Source organism: Ruegeria sp. BHSB196 (genome assembly GCF_059613135.1).
On sequence record NZ_JBXWRY010000003.1, the window covers coordinates 68,152 to 85,545 of the forward strand.

At 67.0% G+C, this 17,394-nt stretch carries 17 protein-coding genes; 11 read left to right on the forward strand and 6 right to left on the reverse strand.

Annotation, left to right across the window (positions count from 1 at the left end; all coding sequences use genetic code 11):
* The first annotated feature begins 26 nt into the window (after window positions 1-26).
* Both AC2FNJ_RS03190 and AC2FNJ_RS03195 read left to right on the forward strand, forming a co-directional pair.
* Window positions 27-1,004 (forward strand): oxidoreductase, encoded by a 978-nt coding sequence (locus AC2FNJ_RS03190; protein ID WP_496762370.1) that lies wholly within the window; start codon window positions 27-29, stop codon window positions 1,002-1,004.
* Window positions 1,005-1,085: 81 nt separating this feature from the next.
* A complete protein-coding gene (locus AC2FNJ_RS03195) occupies window positions 1,086-2,696 on the forward strand; it encodes a GMC family oxidoreductase (protein WP_496762371.1) in 1,611 nt (536 codons plus the stop codon).
* A gap of 50 nt (window positions 2,697-2,746) precedes the next feature.
* Here the strand turns inward: AC2FNJ_RS03195 and hrpB are convergent, their stop codons facing one another.
* Window positions 2,747-5,194: an ATP-dependent helicase HrpB gene (hrpB, locus tag AC2FNJ_RS03200; RefSeq protein WP_496762373.1), complete on the reverse strand. Its 2,448-nt coding sequence runs from the start codon at window positions 5,192-5,194 to the stop codon at window positions 2,747-2,749.
* A 125-nt stretch (window positions 5,195-5,319) separates the two neighbouring features.
* On the opposite strand from hrpB, the gene meaB reads away from it, so the two are divergent.
* The 6 genes from meaB (at window position 5,320) to AC2FNJ_RS03230 (ending at window position 9,389) form a co-directional block, all read left to right on the forward strand.
* Window positions 5,320-6,297 (forward strand): methylmalonyl Co-A mutase-associated GTPase MeaB, encoded by a 978-nt coding sequence (gene meaB, locus AC2FNJ_RS03205; protein WP_496762375.1) that lies wholly within the window; start codon window positions 5,320-5,322, stop codon window positions 6,295-6,297.
* Between the two features lie 256 nt (window positions 6,298-6,553).
* Entirely contained in the window at window positions 6,554-6,841 is a 288-nt protein-coding gene (gene rpmB, locus AC2FNJ_RS03210) for a 50S ribosomal protein L28 (RefSeq protein WP_496762377.1), read from the forward strand.
* 161 nt (window positions 6,842-7,002) lie between these two features.
* A complete protein-coding gene (locus tag AC2FNJ_RS03215) occupies window positions 7,003-8,169 on the forward strand; it encodes a cytochrome P450 (protein ID WP_496762379.1) in 1,167 nt (388 codons plus the stop codon).
* Window positions 8,170-8,302: 133 nt separating this feature from the next.
* The gene (locus AC2FNJ_RS03220; RefSeq protein WP_496762381.1) at window positions 8,303-8,452 is read left to right on the forward strand and encodes a hypothetical protein; all 150 of its coding nucleotides are present in this window, start codon (window positions 8,303-8,305) and stop codon (window positions 8,450-8,452) included.
* A gap of 96 nt (window positions 8,453-8,548) precedes the next feature.
* Window positions 8,549-8,899 (forward strand): hypothetical protein, encoded by a 351-nt coding sequence (locus AC2FNJ_RS03225; protein ID WP_496762382.1) that lies wholly within the window; start codon window positions 8,549-8,551, stop codon window positions 8,897-8,899.
* Window positions 8,900-8,948: 49 nt separating this feature from the next.
* A complete protein-coding gene (locus AC2FNJ_RS03230; RefSeq protein WP_496762384.1) occupies window positions 8,949-9,389 on the forward strand; it encodes a copper chaperone PCu(A)C in 441 nt (146 codons plus the stop codon).
* Between the two features lie 97 nt (window positions 9,390-9,486).
* On the opposite strand, the gene AC2FNJ_RS03235 is transcribed toward AC2FNJ_RS03230, so the two are convergent.
* Window positions 9,487-10,095: an HdeD family acid-resistance protein gene (locus AC2FNJ_RS03235; protein ID WP_496762386.1), complete on the reverse strand. Its 609-nt coding sequence runs from the start codon at window positions 10,093-10,095 to the stop codon at window positions 9,487-9,489.
* A 53-nt stretch (window positions 10,096-10,148) separates the two neighbouring features.
* On the reverse strand, window positions 10,149-10,844 hold the full coding sequence (locus AC2FNJ_RS03240; protein WP_496762387.1) for an NAD-dependent deacylase: 696 nt from the start codon (window positions 10,842-10,844) through the stop codon (window positions 10,149-10,151).
* A 30-nt stretch (window positions 10,845-10,874) separates the two neighbouring features.
* Here AC2FNJ_RS03240 and AC2FNJ_RS03245 point away from each other — a divergent pair, with 30 nt between their 5' ends.
* Entirely contained in the window at window positions 10,875-11,315 is a 441-nt protein-coding gene (locus AC2FNJ_RS03245) for a low molecular weight protein-tyrosine-phosphatase (RefSeq protein WP_496762389.1), read from the forward strand.
* Between the two features lie 6 nt (window positions 11,316-11,321).
* Here AC2FNJ_RS03245 and AC2FNJ_RS03250 read toward each other — a convergent pair whose 3' ends face one another.
* From AC2FNJ_RS03250 to AC2FNJ_RS03260, 3 genes are all read right to left on the reverse strand, one after another.
* Entirely contained in the window at window positions 11,322-12,287 is a 966-nt protein-coding gene (locus AC2FNJ_RS03250; RefSeq protein ID WP_496762390.1) for a LysR family transcriptional regulator, read from the reverse strand.
* Between the two features lie 117 nt (window positions 12,288-12,404).
* Window positions 12,405-12,722 carry a hypothetical protein gene (locus AC2FNJ_RS03255; RefSeq protein ID WP_496762392.1) on the reverse strand — a complete coding sequence of 106 codons (318 nt, stop codon included), beginning with the start codon at window positions 12,720-12,722 and terminating at the stop codon, window positions 12,405-12,407.
* 154 nt (window positions 12,723-12,876) lie between these two features.
* Complete coding sequence (locus tag AC2FNJ_RS03260; RefSeq protein WP_496762393.1) at window positions 12,877-14,085, reverse strand: hypothetical protein; 1,209 nt, start codon at window positions 14,083-14,085, stop codon at window positions 12,877-12,879.
* Here AC2FNJ_RS03260 and lepA point away from each other — a divergent pair.
* Window positions 14,032-15,831, forward strand: coding sequence for a translation elongation factor 4 (gene lepA / locus AC2FNJ_RS03265; RefSeq protein WP_496762394.1), 1,800 nt, complete (start codon window positions 14,032-14,034; stop codon window positions 15,829-15,831). The genes AC2FNJ_RS03260 and lepA overlap by 54 nt on opposite strands.
* Window positions 15,832-15,841: 10 nt before the next feature.
* Window positions 15,842-16,993, forward strand: a complete 1,152-nt coding sequence (locus AC2FNJ_RS03270; protein WP_496762396.1) for a DUF4238 domain-containing protein — start codon at window positions 15,842-15,844, stop codon at window positions 16,991-16,993.
* Window positions 16,994-17,394 lie beyond the last annotated feature (401 nt).

Here is a 17,394-nt window from a genome sequence, read left to right on the forward strand (position 1 = left end):
ACCCCCACCGCCACAGGAGCCCGCCCATGTCCGCCGCCGATCAGATCCCGACGCAATCCGGTTTCGGCGCCAAAAGCACCGGCGCCGAGGTGCTCGCCGATATCGACCTTTCCGGCAACACGGCCATCGTCACCGGCGGCTACAGCGGCCTGGGGCTCGAAACCGTGCGCGCCTTGGCCGCCAAGGGGGCGTCGGTGATCGTCCCGGTGCGCTCGCCCGAAAAGGCGAAACAGACGCTGGCAGACGTTCCGGGCGACATCTCCACCGTGCCGATGGACCTGGCCGATCCCGGCTCGGTCCGGAGCTTCGCGGACGAGATGCGCGCAACCCTGACCCGGCTCGACCTTCTGATCAACAATGCCGGGATCATGGCCTGCCCCGAGGCCCGCGTCGGCCCGGGCTGGGAATCCCAGTTCGGCGTCAACCACATGGGCCATTTCGCCCTGACCACGCAACTGATGCCGCTGCTGCAAGCCACCGAAGGCGCGCGCGTCGTCGCGCTGTCCTCGACCGGCCACAAGATTTCCGACATTCTCTGGGACGACATCAACTATGAAACGACGCCCTACGACAAATGGCAGGCTTACGGGCAGGCCAAGACCGCCAACGCGCTGTTCGCCAACGCCCTGTCCCGGCGGCTGAAGGACAGCGGCGGCCTGGCCTTTTCGGTCCACCCCGGCGGCATCTTCACGCCGCTGCAGCGGTACCTGCCGCAGGAAGAGATGATCGCGCTGGGCTGGCTGGACGCGGATGGCCAACCCTCGGAACTGGCCAGACAGGGCTTCAAGACACCCGAACAGGGCTGTTCCACCACGCTCTGGGCCGCGACCTCGCCCAGGCTGGCCGGCAAGCCCGGCGTCTATTGCGAGGATTGCGACATCGCCGCCCCGACCGACCCCGACAGCCCCACCGCGCGCTATCTCGGCGTCAACGCCCATGCCTGCAGCGACGAAAGCGCCGAACGGCTCTGGAGCGTCAGCGAACGCTTCCTCGCCTCGGCCTGACCGCCGATGCGCCCGATCCCATGCGCCCCATTGCAACCGCCGCCCCGATCGGCAAGCTGAGGGGCCAAGGAGGGGAGCGGGATGACCCAGGCACTCGAAGGCGATTACGACTACATCATCGTCGGCGGCGGCACCGCCGGATGCGTGCTGGCCAACCGGCTGAGCGCCGACCCGGCCACCCGCGTCCTGCTGCTCGAGGCCGGCGGCAGCGACCGCTACCACTGGGTCCAGATTCCGGTCGGCTATCTCTACTGCATCGGCAACCCCCGCGTGGACTGGATGATGCGGACCGCCGCCGAACCCGGCCTCAACGGCCGCAGCCTCGTCTATCCGCGCGGCAAGGTGCTGGGCGGCTGCACCTCGATCAACGGCATGATCTACATGCGCGGCCAGGCCGCCGACTACGACGGCTGGCGGCAGATGGGCAATACCGGCTGGGGCTGGGACGACGTGCTGCCCTATTTCCGCCGCTCCGAGGATCATCACGGCGGCGAAACCGAACTGCACGGGGCAGGGGGCGAGTGGAAGGTGACGACCCAGCGCCTCAGCTGGGACATCCTGCGCGCCTTTCAGGAGGCCGCCCGCGAGTTCGGCTACCTGCCCACCGACGACTTCAACACCGGCACCAACGAAGGCTCCGGCTTCTTCGAGGTGAACCAGAGAAACGGCGTCCGCTGGAACACCACCAAGGCCTTCCTGCGCCCGGCGCTGAAACGCCCCAACCTGCGGGTGCTGACCCACGCCATGACCGACCGGCTGATCCTCGACGGCAGGCGCGCGACCGGCGTCGCCTTCCGCCACAAGGGCCGGCCCCTGACCGCCACCGCCCGCGCCGAAGTGCTGCTGGCCGCCGGCTCGATCAACTCCCCCAAGCTGCTGGAGCTTTCCGGCATCGGCCAGCCCGACCGCCTCAGCGCCCTCGGCATCACCCCGGTCCACGACCTGCCCGGCGTCGGCGAGAACCTCCAGGACCACCTGCAGATCCGCACCGTCTTCAAGGTCTCCGGCACCGAGACGCTCAACGAAAAGGCCAACTCCCTGACCGGCCGCATCGGCATCGCGCTCAGATACGCGCTCACCCGGTCCGGCCCGCTGTCGATGGCGCCCAGCCAGTTTGGCCTGTTCACCAAATCCGATCCGTCGCTCGCCACGCCGGATCTGGAATACCACGTCCAGCCCCTCTCGACCGACCGGCTCGGCGACCCCCTGCACCCGTTCCCGGCCATCACCGTTTCGGTCTGCAACCTGCGCCCCGAAAGCGTGGGCGATTGCCACATCACCCGGAACGCCGCCGACCCGCAGCCCGAGATCCGCCTGAACTACCTCAGCGCCCCGCGCGACCAGCAGGTCGCCGTCGCCGCCATCAAGCAGGCCCGCCGGATCATGACCGCCAGGGCACTGACACCCTACGGTCCACAGGAGTTCCTGCCCGGCCCCGCGATCCGCTCCGATGCCGAGCTTCTGGCAGAGGCGGGCAACATCGCCACCACCATCTTCCACCCCGTCGGCACCTGCAAGATGGGCACCGACCCGATGGCGGTGGTGACGCCGCAACTCAAACTGCGCGGCTTCGACGGCCTGCGCGTGATCGACGCCTCGATCATGCCGAAAATCACCTCCGGCAACACCGCTTCCCCGGTCATCATGATCGCGGAAAAGGCCGCCGACATGATCCGCTCTTCATCTGGCTGAAAATATCCCGGGGGAGTCGCGCGCAGCGCGACGGGGGCAGCGCCCCCGCATCATCCCCGCCGCTTGGTCCGCAAGGTCGGATCGGCCTGGGTCGGATCTTCCGGCCAGGGGTGCTTGGGATATTGCGCGCGCATGTCCTTGCGCACCTCCGCATAGGATCCGGCCCAGAATCCCGGCAGATCGCGGGTGATCTGGATCGGCCGCTGCGCCGGCGACAGCAGGGTGATCTTCAGCGGCTCGCCGCCCACCACCGGGTGCCGCGTGACCCCGAACATCTCCTGCAGCCGCACGGAGATCTCGGGCACCGCCTTGCCGTAATCGATCGCCACCTTGCGCCCCAGCGGCGTGACGAAGGCCGGGGGGGCGCGACGGTCCAGCTCCTGCATCTGCTCCCAGCCCAGCCGCGCCTGCAGGGCGGGCAGCAGGTCGAACCGTTTCCAGTCCTCCGCCGATTTCACCCCCGACAGCATCGGCAGCAGCCAGTCGTCAAGCGCCGCCATCAGCCCGCTTTCCGAGAAATCGGGCAGATCGACGCCCGCCGCCCGCACCAGCTCGACCCGAGCGGCCAGTCGGGCGGCCTTGCCCTCAAGACGCAGGCCCAGATCGCGTACGCCGTCCAGCATCGCGCGGGCCACGGCCGCGTCGGGCACGTCCTTCCAGATGCGGTCATCGAGCACCAGCGCGCCGAACCGTTCCTGCCGCCGGGCCACCACCCGGCGTTCGCGTTTCGACCAGGCGCAGGTCTCGACCCATGCGATCTGGTCGGCGAACAGCGCGCGGATTTCGCCCTCGGCGATCTGCGCGGCCATGCGCAGCCGGGCCTCGCGCGGGTTGCCGTCTGTGTCGATGGCCACCAGATACGGCGCCGCGGCCAGCGGGTCGCCGGGGTCCATCACCACGCCCTTGCCGCCCGACAGCACATGGCGTGGCGCGTCGCCCCTGCGCCGCTGCCCGATCCGGTCGGGATAGGCCAGCGCGGCCATCGCCGCCGGGCTCAGCGGATCGCCATCGGTCTTGATCTGGCCACGCAGCCGTTTCGCCTCGGACCGGATCCGGTCCAGAACGCCGGGATTGGCGGGCCAGACCCGATTGCGCTGATAGGCGCGCAGATCGCGCAGCGCCTCCAGCCGCAGCGACAGGTCCACCGGCGCACCCTTCAGCGGGTCGCGCTCGGCCATCAGCGCGGCCAGCGGGGCGGCCTGCGCGCCGGCCGTGACCAGCATGTGCCCCAGCCGCGGGTGCAGCGGAAGGCCAGCCAGCGCGCGGCCATGGTCGGTGATCCGCCCCTTGCCGTCCAGCCCGCCCAGCATCCGCAGCAGCGCGCGCGCCTCGGCCAGCGCCCCCTCGGGCGGGGGGGTCAGAAAGGCCAGATCCTGCGGCTCGGCCCCCCACAGGGCCAGTTCCAGCGCAAGGCCGGTCAGGTCGGCGGCTTCGATCTCGGCGGGCGGAAAGGCGGGCAGGGCGCCGTCCTCACCCTTTGACCACAGGCGATAGCACAGCCCTTCGGCCACGCGGCCCGCGCGGCCCGCGCGCTGGGTCGCCTCGGCACGGGTGACGCGCTCGGTCACCAGCCGCGACATGCCCGACCCCGGATCGAACCGCGCGCGGCGGGCCTGGCCCATATCCACCACCACCCGGATGTCCGGAATGGTCAGCGAGGTCTCGGCGATCGAGGTGGCCAGCACCACCTTGCGCCCGGTCTCGGCTGGCGCAAGGGCGGCGCGCTGGGCGGCAAAGGGCAGGGCGCCGAACAGCGGCCGGATCGCGAAATCCTCGGGCAGCCGCCCGGCCAGCGCGGCCTCGGTCCGACGGATTTCGCCCTCGCCGGGCAGGAACACCAGAATGCCGCCGCCGATGGCGCGGGTCTCGCGCTCGGCCTGAACCACCAGATCGACCAACGCCTCCAGCCGCCGCACCTGCGGGCCAAGCGGGCGGTCCAGCCAGCGGGTCTCAACCGGAAAACTGCGCCCCTCGGACGTCACCAGCGGCGCGTCCATCAACCGGGCCACCGGATCGGCATCCAGCGTGGCCGACATCGCCAGCAGGATCAGGTCGTCGCGCAGCGCACCGGCGACCTCGAGGCACAGGGCCAGCCCCAGATCGGCGTTCAGAGAGCGTTCGTGGAATTCGTCGAAGATCACCGCGCCCACGCCGGGCAGGTCGGGGTCGGATTGCAGCATCCGGGTCAGGATGCCCTCGGTCACCACCTCGATCCGGGTGGATTTCGACACTTTCGCCTCGCCCCGCACGCGATAGCCGACGGTCTGGCCCGCGCGTTCGCCCAGCGTCTCGGCCATGCGCTCGGCGGCGGCGCGCGCGGCCAGACGCCGCGGTTCCAGCATCACGATCCGCCCGTCGCACAGCTCGGCGTCGAGCATCGCCAGCGGCACGCGCGTGGTCTTGCCGGCGCCGGGCGGGGCCTGCAACACGGCGCGGCCGCGCGCGCGCAGCGCGGCGATCAGGTCGGGCAGGGCCTCATCTATCGGCAACCGGGTCATGCCGCCTTATCGCCAAAGCCTTGTCCGAGGTCCAGAACGCCTGCGTCAAATCCCGCGCGCGGCGGCACTGGACAAACCCCGCCCATCTCCTTCATCTAGGGCAAATTTCGACGAAGGATCCGCCGATGACCATCGCAGAGCTTGCCGACAAGATCCTGAACGGCGACCGCCGCGCCCTGGCGCGCGCGATCACCCTGGTCGAAAGCCGCCGCGCCGATCACCGGGCGCAGGCCGCCGACCTGCTCGACTGCCTGGCGCGCGCCGGCCGGCAGGCGCTGCGCATCGGCCTGTCCGGCACCCCCGGCGTCGGCAAGTCCACCTTCATCGAGAATTTCGGCCTGATGCTGACCGGGCAGGGGCTGCGCGTCGCGGTCCTGGCGGTCGATCCCAGCTCGGCCCGCTCCGGCGGCTCGATCCTGGGCGACAAGACCCGGATGGAACGCCTGAGCCGCGACGGCAACGCCTTCATCCGCCCGTCGCCCAGCCAGACCCATCTGGGCGGGGTCGCCCGCCGCACCCGCGAGGCCGTGGCGCTGTGCGAGGCCGCCGGCTTCGACGTCATCCTGATCGAGACGGTGGGCGTCGGGCAGTCCGAAACCGTGGTCTCCGAGATGTCCGACCTCTTCCTGCTGCTGATCGCCCCCGCCGGCGGCGACGAGCTGCAGGGCGTCAAGCGCGGCATCATGGAAATGGCCGACCTGATCCTGGTCAACAAGGCCGACGGCGATCTCAAACCCGCCGCCACCCGCACCTGTGCCGACTATGCCGGGGCGCTGCGCCTCCTGCGCAAACGCCCGCAGGATCCGCAGGGCTTCCCCAAGGCCCTGCCGGTCTCGGCGGTCGAACGGCAGGGCCTGCGCGAGGCGTGGGAGGAAATGCAGGCGCTGGTGCAGTGGCGCAAGGAGAACGGCCACTGGGATACCAACCGCGCCGCCCAGGCCCGTTACTGGTTTGACCAGGAGGTGCGCCACGCGCTTCTCGCCCGCCTCGACACCGCCGAGGCCCGCGCCGAAATGGCCCGTCTCGACGCCGAGGTGTCGCAGGGCCGGCTCAGCCCCGCCGCCGCCGCCGACCGCATGCTGGCCGCCCTGTCACAGCCCTGATCCCCGCTTCATCTTGCCCCAAATACTCCCGTCCCGCGGCCCGTCAGGCGGCCTGCCGCCGGTGGGGGAAGGCACGGCCCGCCACGGGCCAGTCCGGCGCCCCGCGCGGGGCCAAAGATTCCGCGCCACCCGTCTTGACCCTCCACGCGATTCCCACTAAACGCATCCAACCAGTTTTCGGGCGCGACTTCGGGTTGCGCCCCTTGTGATTTGGCCGCGGGCCCTGGCCCGGCCTCCAGAAACAAAGGAAGAAACCATGTCGCGCCGATGCGAACTGACCGGAAAAGGCCCGATGACTGGCAACAATGTCAGCCACGCCAACAACAAGACCAAGCGCCGCTTTCTGCCCAACCTGAACGACGTCACGCTGCAGTCGGAAACCCTGGGCCGCGGCATCAAGCTGCGCATCTCCTCGGCCGCCCTGCGCTCGGTCGATCATCGCGGCGGTCTGGACGCGTTCCTGGCCAAGGCCAAAGACGAAGACCTGTCCGCGAATGCCCTCAAGGTCAAGAAAGAGATCGCCAAGGCCCAGGCCTCGGCCTGATCGCGCGTTCCTCGGAAAATCCCGTGACCCCGCACTCCGGTGCGGGGTTTTTTCGTGTCCGCCCGCCGGACCAGGGCGCGCACCAAAAAAAAGGCGGGTGCGCGTTGACGCGCCGGGGCGTGCCGTGGTGTCGTGTCGGCGCAGCCACACGGTGAAGCCCCATGTCCAACGCCCCCGTCTACACCATCGATCCCGGCCGGTTCTGGCGGGATCCCTATCCCGACCTCAAGCGCATGCGCGCCGAATGTCCCGTGGCCTACGTCCCGCAACTGGGCGCCACCCTGATCACCCGGCGCGACGACATCTTCGAGAACGAAAAGAAGATCGAGGTGTTCTCCTCCGACCAGCCGCAGGGCCTGATGACCATCCTCATGGGGCAGAACATGATGCGCAAGGACGGCGACGCGCACATGTCCGAGCGCAAGGCGGTGTTCCCGGCGCTGTCCCCGCGCACCGTCAAGACCGTATGGAAGGCCGCGTTCGAGGCGTTCACCACCGGGATTCTCGACGAGCTGCGCCCGCAGGGCAGGGCCGACATGGTGCGCGACATCGCCATGCGGATCTCGGGCGAGGCGCTCAAGATCATCACCGGGCTGACCAACATCACCTGGCAGGAGATGGATCGCGTCAGCCAGGGCATGATCGACGGCTGCGCCAACTACGCGGGCGATCCCGAGGTCGAGGCCCGCTGCCACGACTGCACCGCCGCCATCGACCGCTACATCGACGACATGGTGCCGGTGCTCACCGCCGATCCGGACCATTCCATGCTCTCGGTCCAGCTGCAGGCAGGCCTCAGCCCGGCGCAGTACCGGGCCAATGTCAAACTGGCGATCTCAGGCGGCCAGAACGAACCGCGCGACGTGATCGCGGGCCTGGTCTGGGCGCTGCTGACCCATCCCGAACAGTTGCGGCTGATCACCGGCGGCACGGCGACCTGGCTCGACGCCTTCGACGAATACGCCCGCTGGATCTCGCCCATCGGCATGTCGCCGCGCAGGGTGGCGCGGCGCTACGACCTGCATGGGGTCACGCTCGAACCCGAGGATCGCGTGTTCTTCATGTTCGGCTCCGGCAACCGGGACGAGAGCGTGTTCGCCCGGCCCGACGAGTTCGACATCACCCAGGACACCGCCGCCTCGATCGCCTTCGGCGCCGGTCCGCATTTCTGCGCCGGGGCCTGGGCCGCGCGCTGCCTGATCGCCGACGTGGCGCTGCCGATGATCTTCGACCGCCTGCCGGGGCTGCGCCTGACGCAAGAGGTGGAATTCGGCGGCTGGGCTTTTCGCGGCCCGCTGGCCATGCCGGTGGCATGGGACGCCGCGTGACCCGGCGTTGCGCGCCATGGCGGATTTCCGCCGATGGGCGGGTCGCCTCGCGGCGGGCGTGAAACGGGTCACATACGGGATCACGCCCCTGGCCTAGGGTGCAGGCGAGTTTATTGAGTTCGTGAGTTTTCCCATGCCCTACAGACGCCGTTACCGTGGCAACATATTCCTCGCTGCCGTCTACGACATGTTCCGCAGATGCGCCCGGATCCAACGGCGGGTCAACCGCCTGCACACCAATTTCACCGCCGAACCGGACCCGCGCTTCAAGTCGGATCGCTGACCCGGCGACGATCTTCGCCGGCGCTGCGGCCTTGCTGTCGCAGGCCCGTCTTTGCGCTTGAAGCGCAGGCCGGGCCGGGGCTATGCAAGGCACAGCATGACCGAGATCTTCCGCAGATATCTGGCGCTTGCGCTGGTGGCCGTCCTGGCGCTGACCGGGCAGGGGTTCGCCCAGTCGCGCGGAATGAACGCCGCCGTCGGCCAGATGGAGATCTGCACCGGCACCGGCCCGGTCGTCCTCTACATGGACGAAAACGGCCAGCCCGCGCAGCCGCCGCATTACTGCCCCGACCATGCCCTGACCCTGCTGGGCGCGGTGCTGCCGGTGGCCGCACCCGTGCCCGCCGCGCCGCTGGCCGCCTTGCCCGCACCGCTGCGCAACGCCGACAGCCTGATCGCGCCGCCGCGCCCGCAACATCCCGCCCGCGCTCCTCCTGCGACTGTCTGACTCCGAAACCCAAACCAAAACAGACAGTTACTCGAAAAGGAGAGGCACGATGCCGCTCAAATCCACCCTGCTCGCCGCCGCCGCAACCCTCTGCCTCGCCGGCACCGCTCTGGCCGAAGGCGCAATCGCCATCCAGGACGCCTATGCCCGGTCGTCCGGCAAGAACGCCAAGGCCGGCGCCGCCTTCATGGTGATCGTCAACGAAGGCGAGACCGACGACCGCCTGATCTCCGCCAAATCCGACGCGGCCGCGCGGGTCGAACTGCACACCCATGAGATCAACGAACAGGGCGTGGCCCAGATGGTGCATGTCGAAGAGGGCTTTGCCCTGCCCGCGGGCCAGAGCCACAGGCTCGAACGCGGCGGCGACCACGTGATGTTCATGGGGCTGGCGCAGCCTTTCGAACAGGGCGCGACGGTTCCGGTGACGCTGGTGTTTGAAAAGGCCGGCGAAATCGCGCTCGAGATCCCCGTCGATCTGAACCGCTGAGGCCGGTCAGGCCGCAACGCCCGTCTTCGGGCCGCGCTGCGGCCGTCATCCAGGCGTCAGGCCGGGCGTTGCCCGGCCTGTGCGCGTCGCGCGGCGACTACTTGTTGACCACGCGCATCGACACCCGGTCGCCCGCGCGCTTGAACCGGGCCGCCATGAACAGCATGACCGCCGCGAAGGCCAGCGCGGAAAAGGCGATGGCCCAGCCCAGGGCGACCACGCCGCTGCCGGGCCAGAAGATCAGCCCCAGCCCGATGACCAGCGCCACCAGCCCCGAATTGCGCACGGTCGTCCGCTCGGGGTCGCGCGGGTGCATCCGCCCCAGCGACATCAGCGATCCGATCCCGATGATCAGCGCCCAGGCCCCCAGCAGGAAGAACGCCAGCCGCGCCGTGCCCTCGGGCCAGATCAGCAGGACCAGCCCGATCAGCACCGCCCCGATGCCGGCGCCCCCGATCAGCCCGCGCCGCCCGAAGCCCAGCAGGGTCAGCACGCCATCCAGGATCAGCAGAACCCCCACCAGCCGCAGCAGCAGCGCGATGCTGCCGGTGGGCCAGAACAGCGCCGCGATGCCCACGGCCCCCGCCAGCAACCCCCGCAGCAGAAAAGTCCACCACAGATCGGCCAAGGTGTCGCCCAGCGCCGCGCGCTCGTCGAGAGCGTCGTCATCCACGATTTCGCCTTGCGGCCTGTCTGGTTCGGTCATCGGTCACTCCCTGTCCGGTTCGGCTCCAGCATAGCCCGCGCGGCGGCCCCGAGTCACCTCCGGCCCAGCAGCGCGGCGACCCATTCGGGCACGGTCCGGGTGGCGGGACCGAACCGCGCCTCGTCGAAGCTCGAGACCGAGGCCGAGGGCTCCAGGTTCAGCTCCACCGTCCGCGCCCCCGCCGAGATCGCCTCGTGCACGAAGGCCGCCGCCGGATAGACCTGCCCCGAGGTGCCGATGGCCGCAAAAACCGACGCCCCGGCCAGATGGTCATAGATCGCGTCCATGTGATACGGCATCTCGCCGAACCACACGACATCCGGCCGCGCCGCCGGGCTGTCGCAGGCCGGGCAGGTTTCGCCCACCGCCATCTCGTCCGGCGCCGGCCAGCGATGCCCGCAGGCACCGCACAGCGCCCCGGCCAGGGTGCCGTGCATGTGGATCACGTCCTCGGCGCCGCCCGCCTCGTGCAGCGCATCGACATTCTGGGTCACGATCACCACCTCGCCCGGCCACTCGCGCTGCAGCCGCGCCAGCGCGAGATGCGCCGCGTTGGGCCGGGCTTGCGCCGCCTGCACCCGGCGCGCGTTGTAGAACCCGTGCACCAGCGCCGGATCGCGGGCGAATCCCTCGGGCGTCGCCACGTCCTCGATCCGGTGCCGCGCCCACAGCCCGCCCTCGTCGCGGAACGTGCCCAGCCCGCTTTCCGCCGAAATCCCGGCCCCGGTCAGAATGACGATCTTTTCCATGGTCCCTCCGCCCTGTAGAACCGCCCCATCATGACCCAGCGTATCCTCTTTGTCTGCCTCGGCAACATCTGCCGCTCGCCCGCCGCCGAGGGCGTGTTCCGCACCCATGTCCCGCATCTGCACGCCGACAGCGCCGGCACCAGCGATTGGCATGTCGGCGCGCCGCCCTACGGGCCGATGCAGCGGGCGGCCCGCGCCCGCGGCTACGACCTGAGCGATCTGCGCGCGCGGCAGTTCACCGCCGCCGATTTCACCGGCTTCGACCTGATCCTCGGCATGGATGCCCGCAACATCGACGCCATCGAGGCGCTGCGCCCCGCCGGCAACGCCACCCCGGTGCGCCTGCTGACCGATTTCGCCCCGCAGACCGGCGCCGATCACGTGCCCGATCCCTACTACACCCGCGATTTCGACGGCGCGCTCGACCTGATCGAAACCGCCATCGCCGGGTTGCGGCACCACCTCGCCTGACCGCTCTCAGGCGGCGATCACCGTCAGTCGCCCGGTCAGCCAGGGCAGTTGCGCCACCGCCGGGTCGATGATCTGGCTGCGCATCAGCCGCCGCATCATCTCGGCCACGTCGCGCGGAACCTTGTCCGACCAGTCCGACCGGGTGAACAGCGAGATCGTGCGCGAGAAATCCCCGAACGGCACCGGATAGGCGTCGATCTCGTCGTGGAACCGCACCGCCCGCATGTATCCCAGCGGCGTGGTCAGCGCCCAGCCCAGCCGCCGCGCCACCATCGCCATCAGCGCCAGGTGCGAGCCGATCTCGAACCGTTCCTCGAACTCCAGGTTCTGCCGCGCCAGATGCGCCTCGATCTGGCGGCTGATCAGCTGCTCGCGGGCATAGCGCAGAAACGGCAGGTCGCGCAGCGCCTCCATGATGTCGGCCCCGTCGGACACCGCGCCCCTGGGCGCCACAAGGATGAAGGGATCGTTGACCAGCGGGTACTCGATCACCCCGTCCAGCACCTCGCCGGTATTGGCCGACACCGCCAGATGCAGCCGCTGCGAATCCAGCGCCTCGAAGATTTCGAAACTCGGCAGGGTGATCAGCTTGAACCGGGACCGGGTCAGGCTGTCGGCCAGCAACGTCGCCAGCCGCGGCGTCAGATCGTTGTCGAAATCGTCGATCAATCCGATGGACAGCGTGCTGAGGTGGCCCAGATCCATCACCGTCAGCTCGCTCTGCGCCAGCTGCAGCTCCGCCAGGATCGACTCGGCGCGCGCCTGAAAGCTGCGTCCCGCCTGCGTCAGCCGCATCGGCCGCCGCCCGTGATCCACCAGCTCGGCGCCCAGCGCGGTCTCGAGATTGCGCAACTGCTGGCTGACCGAAGGCTGGCTGAGCCCCGTGACCTCGGCCGCCTGCGCCACCGAACCGGTGCGCGCCAGCGCCGCGAACACTTCCAGCCCGCGCAGCGTCACCCCTTTGATTGCCATCGCGCCGCCCCTTTCCCTTGCGCCCTTTCTGAAAGCCGGGGCACCTCAGGTCAAGCGTTCCGGGCCGGTGTCTCCGTCTGGATCACCGGGCGGCGGAAACCTGCACGGGAAGAACGGTCAGCGGCAGGCGGCCTGCGCCAACTGGCCAAACGCCTGATACCGGTCCCACAGCGCATCGTCGCGGGCCGTTCTCGACATCTTGACCACCTGCGCCTGATGCGGGTCGTGGAACCACTTCGCCACGGTGCGCTGTTCCTTGCGCGACAGAACGTCATTGGCGACGCTCTGGATGCAGCTGCACCGCTGGCGGGTCGCCGCCGCGTTCCCGGTCGCCATGCAGGCGCGCTTGATGTCGCCGCTGGCGGCGATCGCGGTCGTGGGCACGGACGCGGCGACAAGCGCGGCGGTCAGTGCGGGGATCAGATACTGTTTCATCGGTCTGCCTTGTTTTGCCTGCCCGGAGGGGTCTGCGCCCCTCTCGGCTCCGCGCGCACTATGGCGCAACTCAGGCGTGCAATCAATTCTCGAATGCGGCCCGCCCGGGACCGGTGCAAAGGGCGCACAGTCGCATCCGGATCGGTCCGCGACATCAGGACAGGAAGGGCAGCCACCGCTCCACGGCGTCGATCAGGGCCTGGACTTTCTCGGGGTGGCTGACCAGATAGGCGGTGCCTCCGGCAGGAATGCCCCATTTGATGACCGTATCGACGGCCAGATCCCCCTTGGACGCGCACCATTTCAGCAACTCCGCCAGGCCGGATTTCAGGGCCTGCAGGATCGCGGCCACCCGATCCCTGCCGGGACTCTCCCTGGCAACTTCGACCTCAAGTTCCTCTACGGCACTCCAGATCAGCGTGACGGAATGCACAAGCTGTTCCCGGCCGAGGCTTTCCGGCGGGTCGTTCCCGCCAATGCCGTGCCGGTCCGCAATCTCGCCCCGGATTCGCATGGTGATGCCGCCCAGGGCCTCTTCCACCCGCAGGCGCTCGATTGCGGCGGCGACCGAGTGCGGCCCGGCGTGCCAGATGGCATCGTCGATCGACGCCACCCGGCGCTGATGGTCCGCATCCAGCGGGGTTCCGTCCAGAAAACCCTGATACCAGGTCTGGAACCAATCCGTGCCGAATTCACCGGTGACGATCTCAAAGAACCGCGCCGCGCGTCCGGATGCGTGCGGGTTTTCCTCGCGCCACAGGGTCAGGAGGAACGGATCGTTCGCGTCGAAATCGGCGTCAAGGGACTGACGCAGATGCTCCGTCGCGACCGGGCGCGCCGCGCCATCGGCATTGGCCGCACCGCGAAAGTAGTTGTTCAATCTGCTGATGGAGGCACGGCAGCAAAGCTCCGGCGCCGCTTCTCCGGCCAGTCCCGAAACGGCTTCGCCAAGGGCGCCGAACCGAAAGTCGAACGCGCCGACCTCTTGCCTGCCGACATGCTCGAACGCGGCCAGACGGCGCACCAGCATCCCGGCGGACCCGGCGCGCGCGCACCCGGCCACGCCGACGACCAGGCACAGGTAGCGGCAAAGAAAGTCGTGCAGGCGTTGCACCGTGTTGTCGTCCGCCAGGCTGGACGCGACCGCAGCGGCTGCGGGCACGGATCTCAGGCCGTTGCGCCGCAGGACATCGCGCACCCTGGTTTCGTCGGCGTTGCGCAGCCAAGTCCCAATCGTTTCATCGCCCAGGTCCAGGGTGCCGTCGTTCTCCACCTTGACCGCCTTAAGAAACCCGCTAATACGCGAACCATGACAGACCTCGCCCATATCCGCAATTTCTCCATCGTCGCCCATATCGACCATGGCAAATCCACCCTTGCCGACCGGCTGATTCAGGAAACCGGGACGGTGCAGGATCGCGACATGAAGGAACAGCTGCTCGACGCCATGGACATCGAGCGCGAACGCGGCATCACCATCAAGGCCAACACCGTCCGCATCGACTATACCGCCGACAATGGCGAGACTTACGTGCTGAACCTGATCGACACGCCGGGCCACGTGGATTTCGCCTATGAGGTCTCCCGCTCCATGCGCGCGGTCGAAGGCTCGCTGCTGGTGGTCGACTCGACGCAGGGGGTCGAGGCGCAGACGCTCGCCAACGTCTACCAGGCCATCGACGCCGATCACGAGATCGTGCCGGTGCTGAACAAGATCGACCTGCCGGCCAGCGACTGCGACCGGGTGGCCGAACAGATCGAGGACGTGATCGGCATCGACGCCTCGGGCGCCATCCGGGTCAGCGCCAAGACCGGGCAGGGGATCCACGACACGCTCGAAGCCATCGTCCACCATCTCCCCGCCCCCAAGGGCAACCCCGACGCGCCCCTCAAGGCCATGCTGGTGGACAGCTGGTACGACTCCTATCTCGGCGTCATCGTCCTGGTCCGCATCATGGACGGGGTGCTGAAAAAGGGGATGCGGGTCAAGTTCATGTCGAACGGCACCCTGCACCATGTCGATCGCGTCGGCGTGTTCCGCCCGCAGATGCAGATGATCGACCAGCTCGGCCCGGGCGAGATCGGCTTTCTCACCGCCTCGATCAAGCAGGTCCGCGACACCCGCGTCGGCGACACCATCACGAATGACCGGGGCGGCTGCGAAACCCCGCTGCCGGGCTTCAAGCCCGCCCAGCCGGTGGTGTTCTGCGGCCTCTTCCCCGTCGATTCCGCCGAATTCGAAGACCTGCGCGACGCCATCGACAAGCTGGCCCTGAACGACGCCTCCTTCTCCTACGAGATGGAGACCTCGGCCGCCCTCGGCTTCGGCTTCCGCTGCGGCTTCCTGGGCCTTCTCCACCTCGAAGTCATCCGCGACCGCATCGAACGCGAATACGATATCGAGCTGATCACCACCGCCCCTTCGGTCATCTACCACGTCTACATGAAGGACGGGACGATGCACGAGCTGCACAACCCCGCCGACATGCCCGACCTGTCCAAAGTGGACCACCTGGAGGAGCCGCGGATCAAGGCCACCATCCTGGTGCCCGACGACTATCTGGGCGACGTGCTGAAACTCTGCCAGGACCGCCGCGGCATCCAGCTCGACCTCACCTATGCCGGCTCCCGCGCCATGGTGGTCTATGACTTGCCGCTGAACGAGGTGGTGTTCGACTTCTACGACCGGCTGAAATCCGTGACCAAGGGCTATGCCAGCTTCGACTACCAGCTCACCGGCTATCGCGAGGATCACCTGGTCAAGATGTCGATCCTGGTGAATGACGAGCCGGTCGACGCGCTGTCGGTCATGGTCCACCGCGACCGGGCCGAGATGCGCGGCCGCGCCATGTGCGAAAAGCTCAAGGAACTGATCCCCCGCCACATGTTCAAGATCCCGATCCAGGCGGCCATCGGCGGCAAGGTCATCGCGCGCGAGACCCTGAGCGCCCTGCGCAAGGACGTGACCGCGAAATGTTACGGCGGCGACGCCACGCGGAAACGCAAGCTGCTGGAGAAGCAGAAGGCGGGGAAAAAGAAGATGCGCCAGTTCGGGAAGGTCGATATCCCGCAGGAGGCGTTTATTTCAGCGTTGAAGATGGATAATTAGCAACAATAGAATGAGTGCAAATAGCAATCAGCATTTTGTCCCTCAATTTTACCTTAGAAGGTTTTCGGAGGACGGGTCGTCTCTGAACCTTGCGCTAAAGAGCAGTGGAAGGAAGCAGTCCAAGGCACCCATACGCGGACAGTGTTCCAAGCGAAAATTTTATGGAAAGGAGCCTCATTTAGATGATTTTTTGAGGTTTTTGGAGGGCAGCGTATCTAATTTTCTGGGGTTATTTGCTGGAGAAATACCGAAACGTCTTCCCGACCGAGAAGATATTGAACATCTTTTGTGCTTTATGACGACTCAGCTATTTCGCACGCCGCGCGCTGGCGAAGTCGGAGAAGCGATTTATCACGAATTCGACAGAATTTTGAGGCGAGGGTCACCTACTGGTAGTGGTATTCCCGATCATCTGCGGACGAAGCCTCTGGACCATGTAAGTATGTGCCGCATTGCCGTCAAGATTTATCCGGCTTTGGTTGACATGAAGTTGGTTCGGATTCGCGCGCCGAAGGGATCGGAATTCGTAACGTCGGACAACCCAGTGATTTTAGCCAACAAGGCTGGCGAACAAAAGCGAGTCCCGCATGCTGTCGGTTTGGGAAACTCGGGATTGCTCGTAATCTACCCGATAAGCCCGGAGTATTGCCTGCTGTTTTTTGACGGCGGTGTCTACAAAACAAAACACGACAAAGATTTGACTGTGTTTGCAAATCAAAGTGACGTTCGAAAGATAAATAGATTGCAATACATAAACTGCATAAGTGCGGTCTATTTCAGAAACCAAACCGAAGCCCTCATTGATTCTTCTATGAAGTACTTTTTTGAAGCGCCAGGCCAAAGGGTTGAGTTGACAGAGTTTGTTCGAGAAAATGAAAACGAGGCTCGGTCGCGGTATAGACGTTTCCGCGATGGCGTGGATGAAGGGCACGGAAAAGAAGCGGTAATTGGGCTTCACCAAAAGCCGATCGAGGCAAAACTATCCACGTCATTTTTGTCATACCGATCAAAACTAAGGTATGAGGATTCAGGGACTTCTGCTGGATTCCTGAGGAATAGAAGACTTTTGGACTGCACTGAGGAGTACTCTGAATTGGTCGCCGCAGGAAAAGTGAAGCCATTCACGTTTCATGAGTTCTATGCAAACGTAGTCAAGAAATGACACAAGACCACATCTACATGGCGCGTCGAAATTGGCACAAAATTAGATGGCAGCAAGCTTAGGATGGGTGTTCACACCCATCACCCAACTCACCCCACCCGCCCGGCGGCACCGCCGGGCCGCGCCGACCCGCCCCCGTCAAACCGAAGGTTTGCCTCTGGCAAAACGGGCGGCGCGTTTGCGCCCCGGGGCTCCGCCCGTTCGCGGCTGAATTCGTCCACTGGACGAATTCCAAGACGCCGCTCACCCCCTCGGGCCGGCGCTGCCCTCATCTCCACGGCACAACCGTTGCACCGCCCGTTCGCGCCCCAACCCTGACGTTTCCCTGAACGCCACATGAAGTTTCCCTTAGGTCAATTGCAATCCCGCCTGCCGCTCACGATCTGTTGAACAGACCGCAA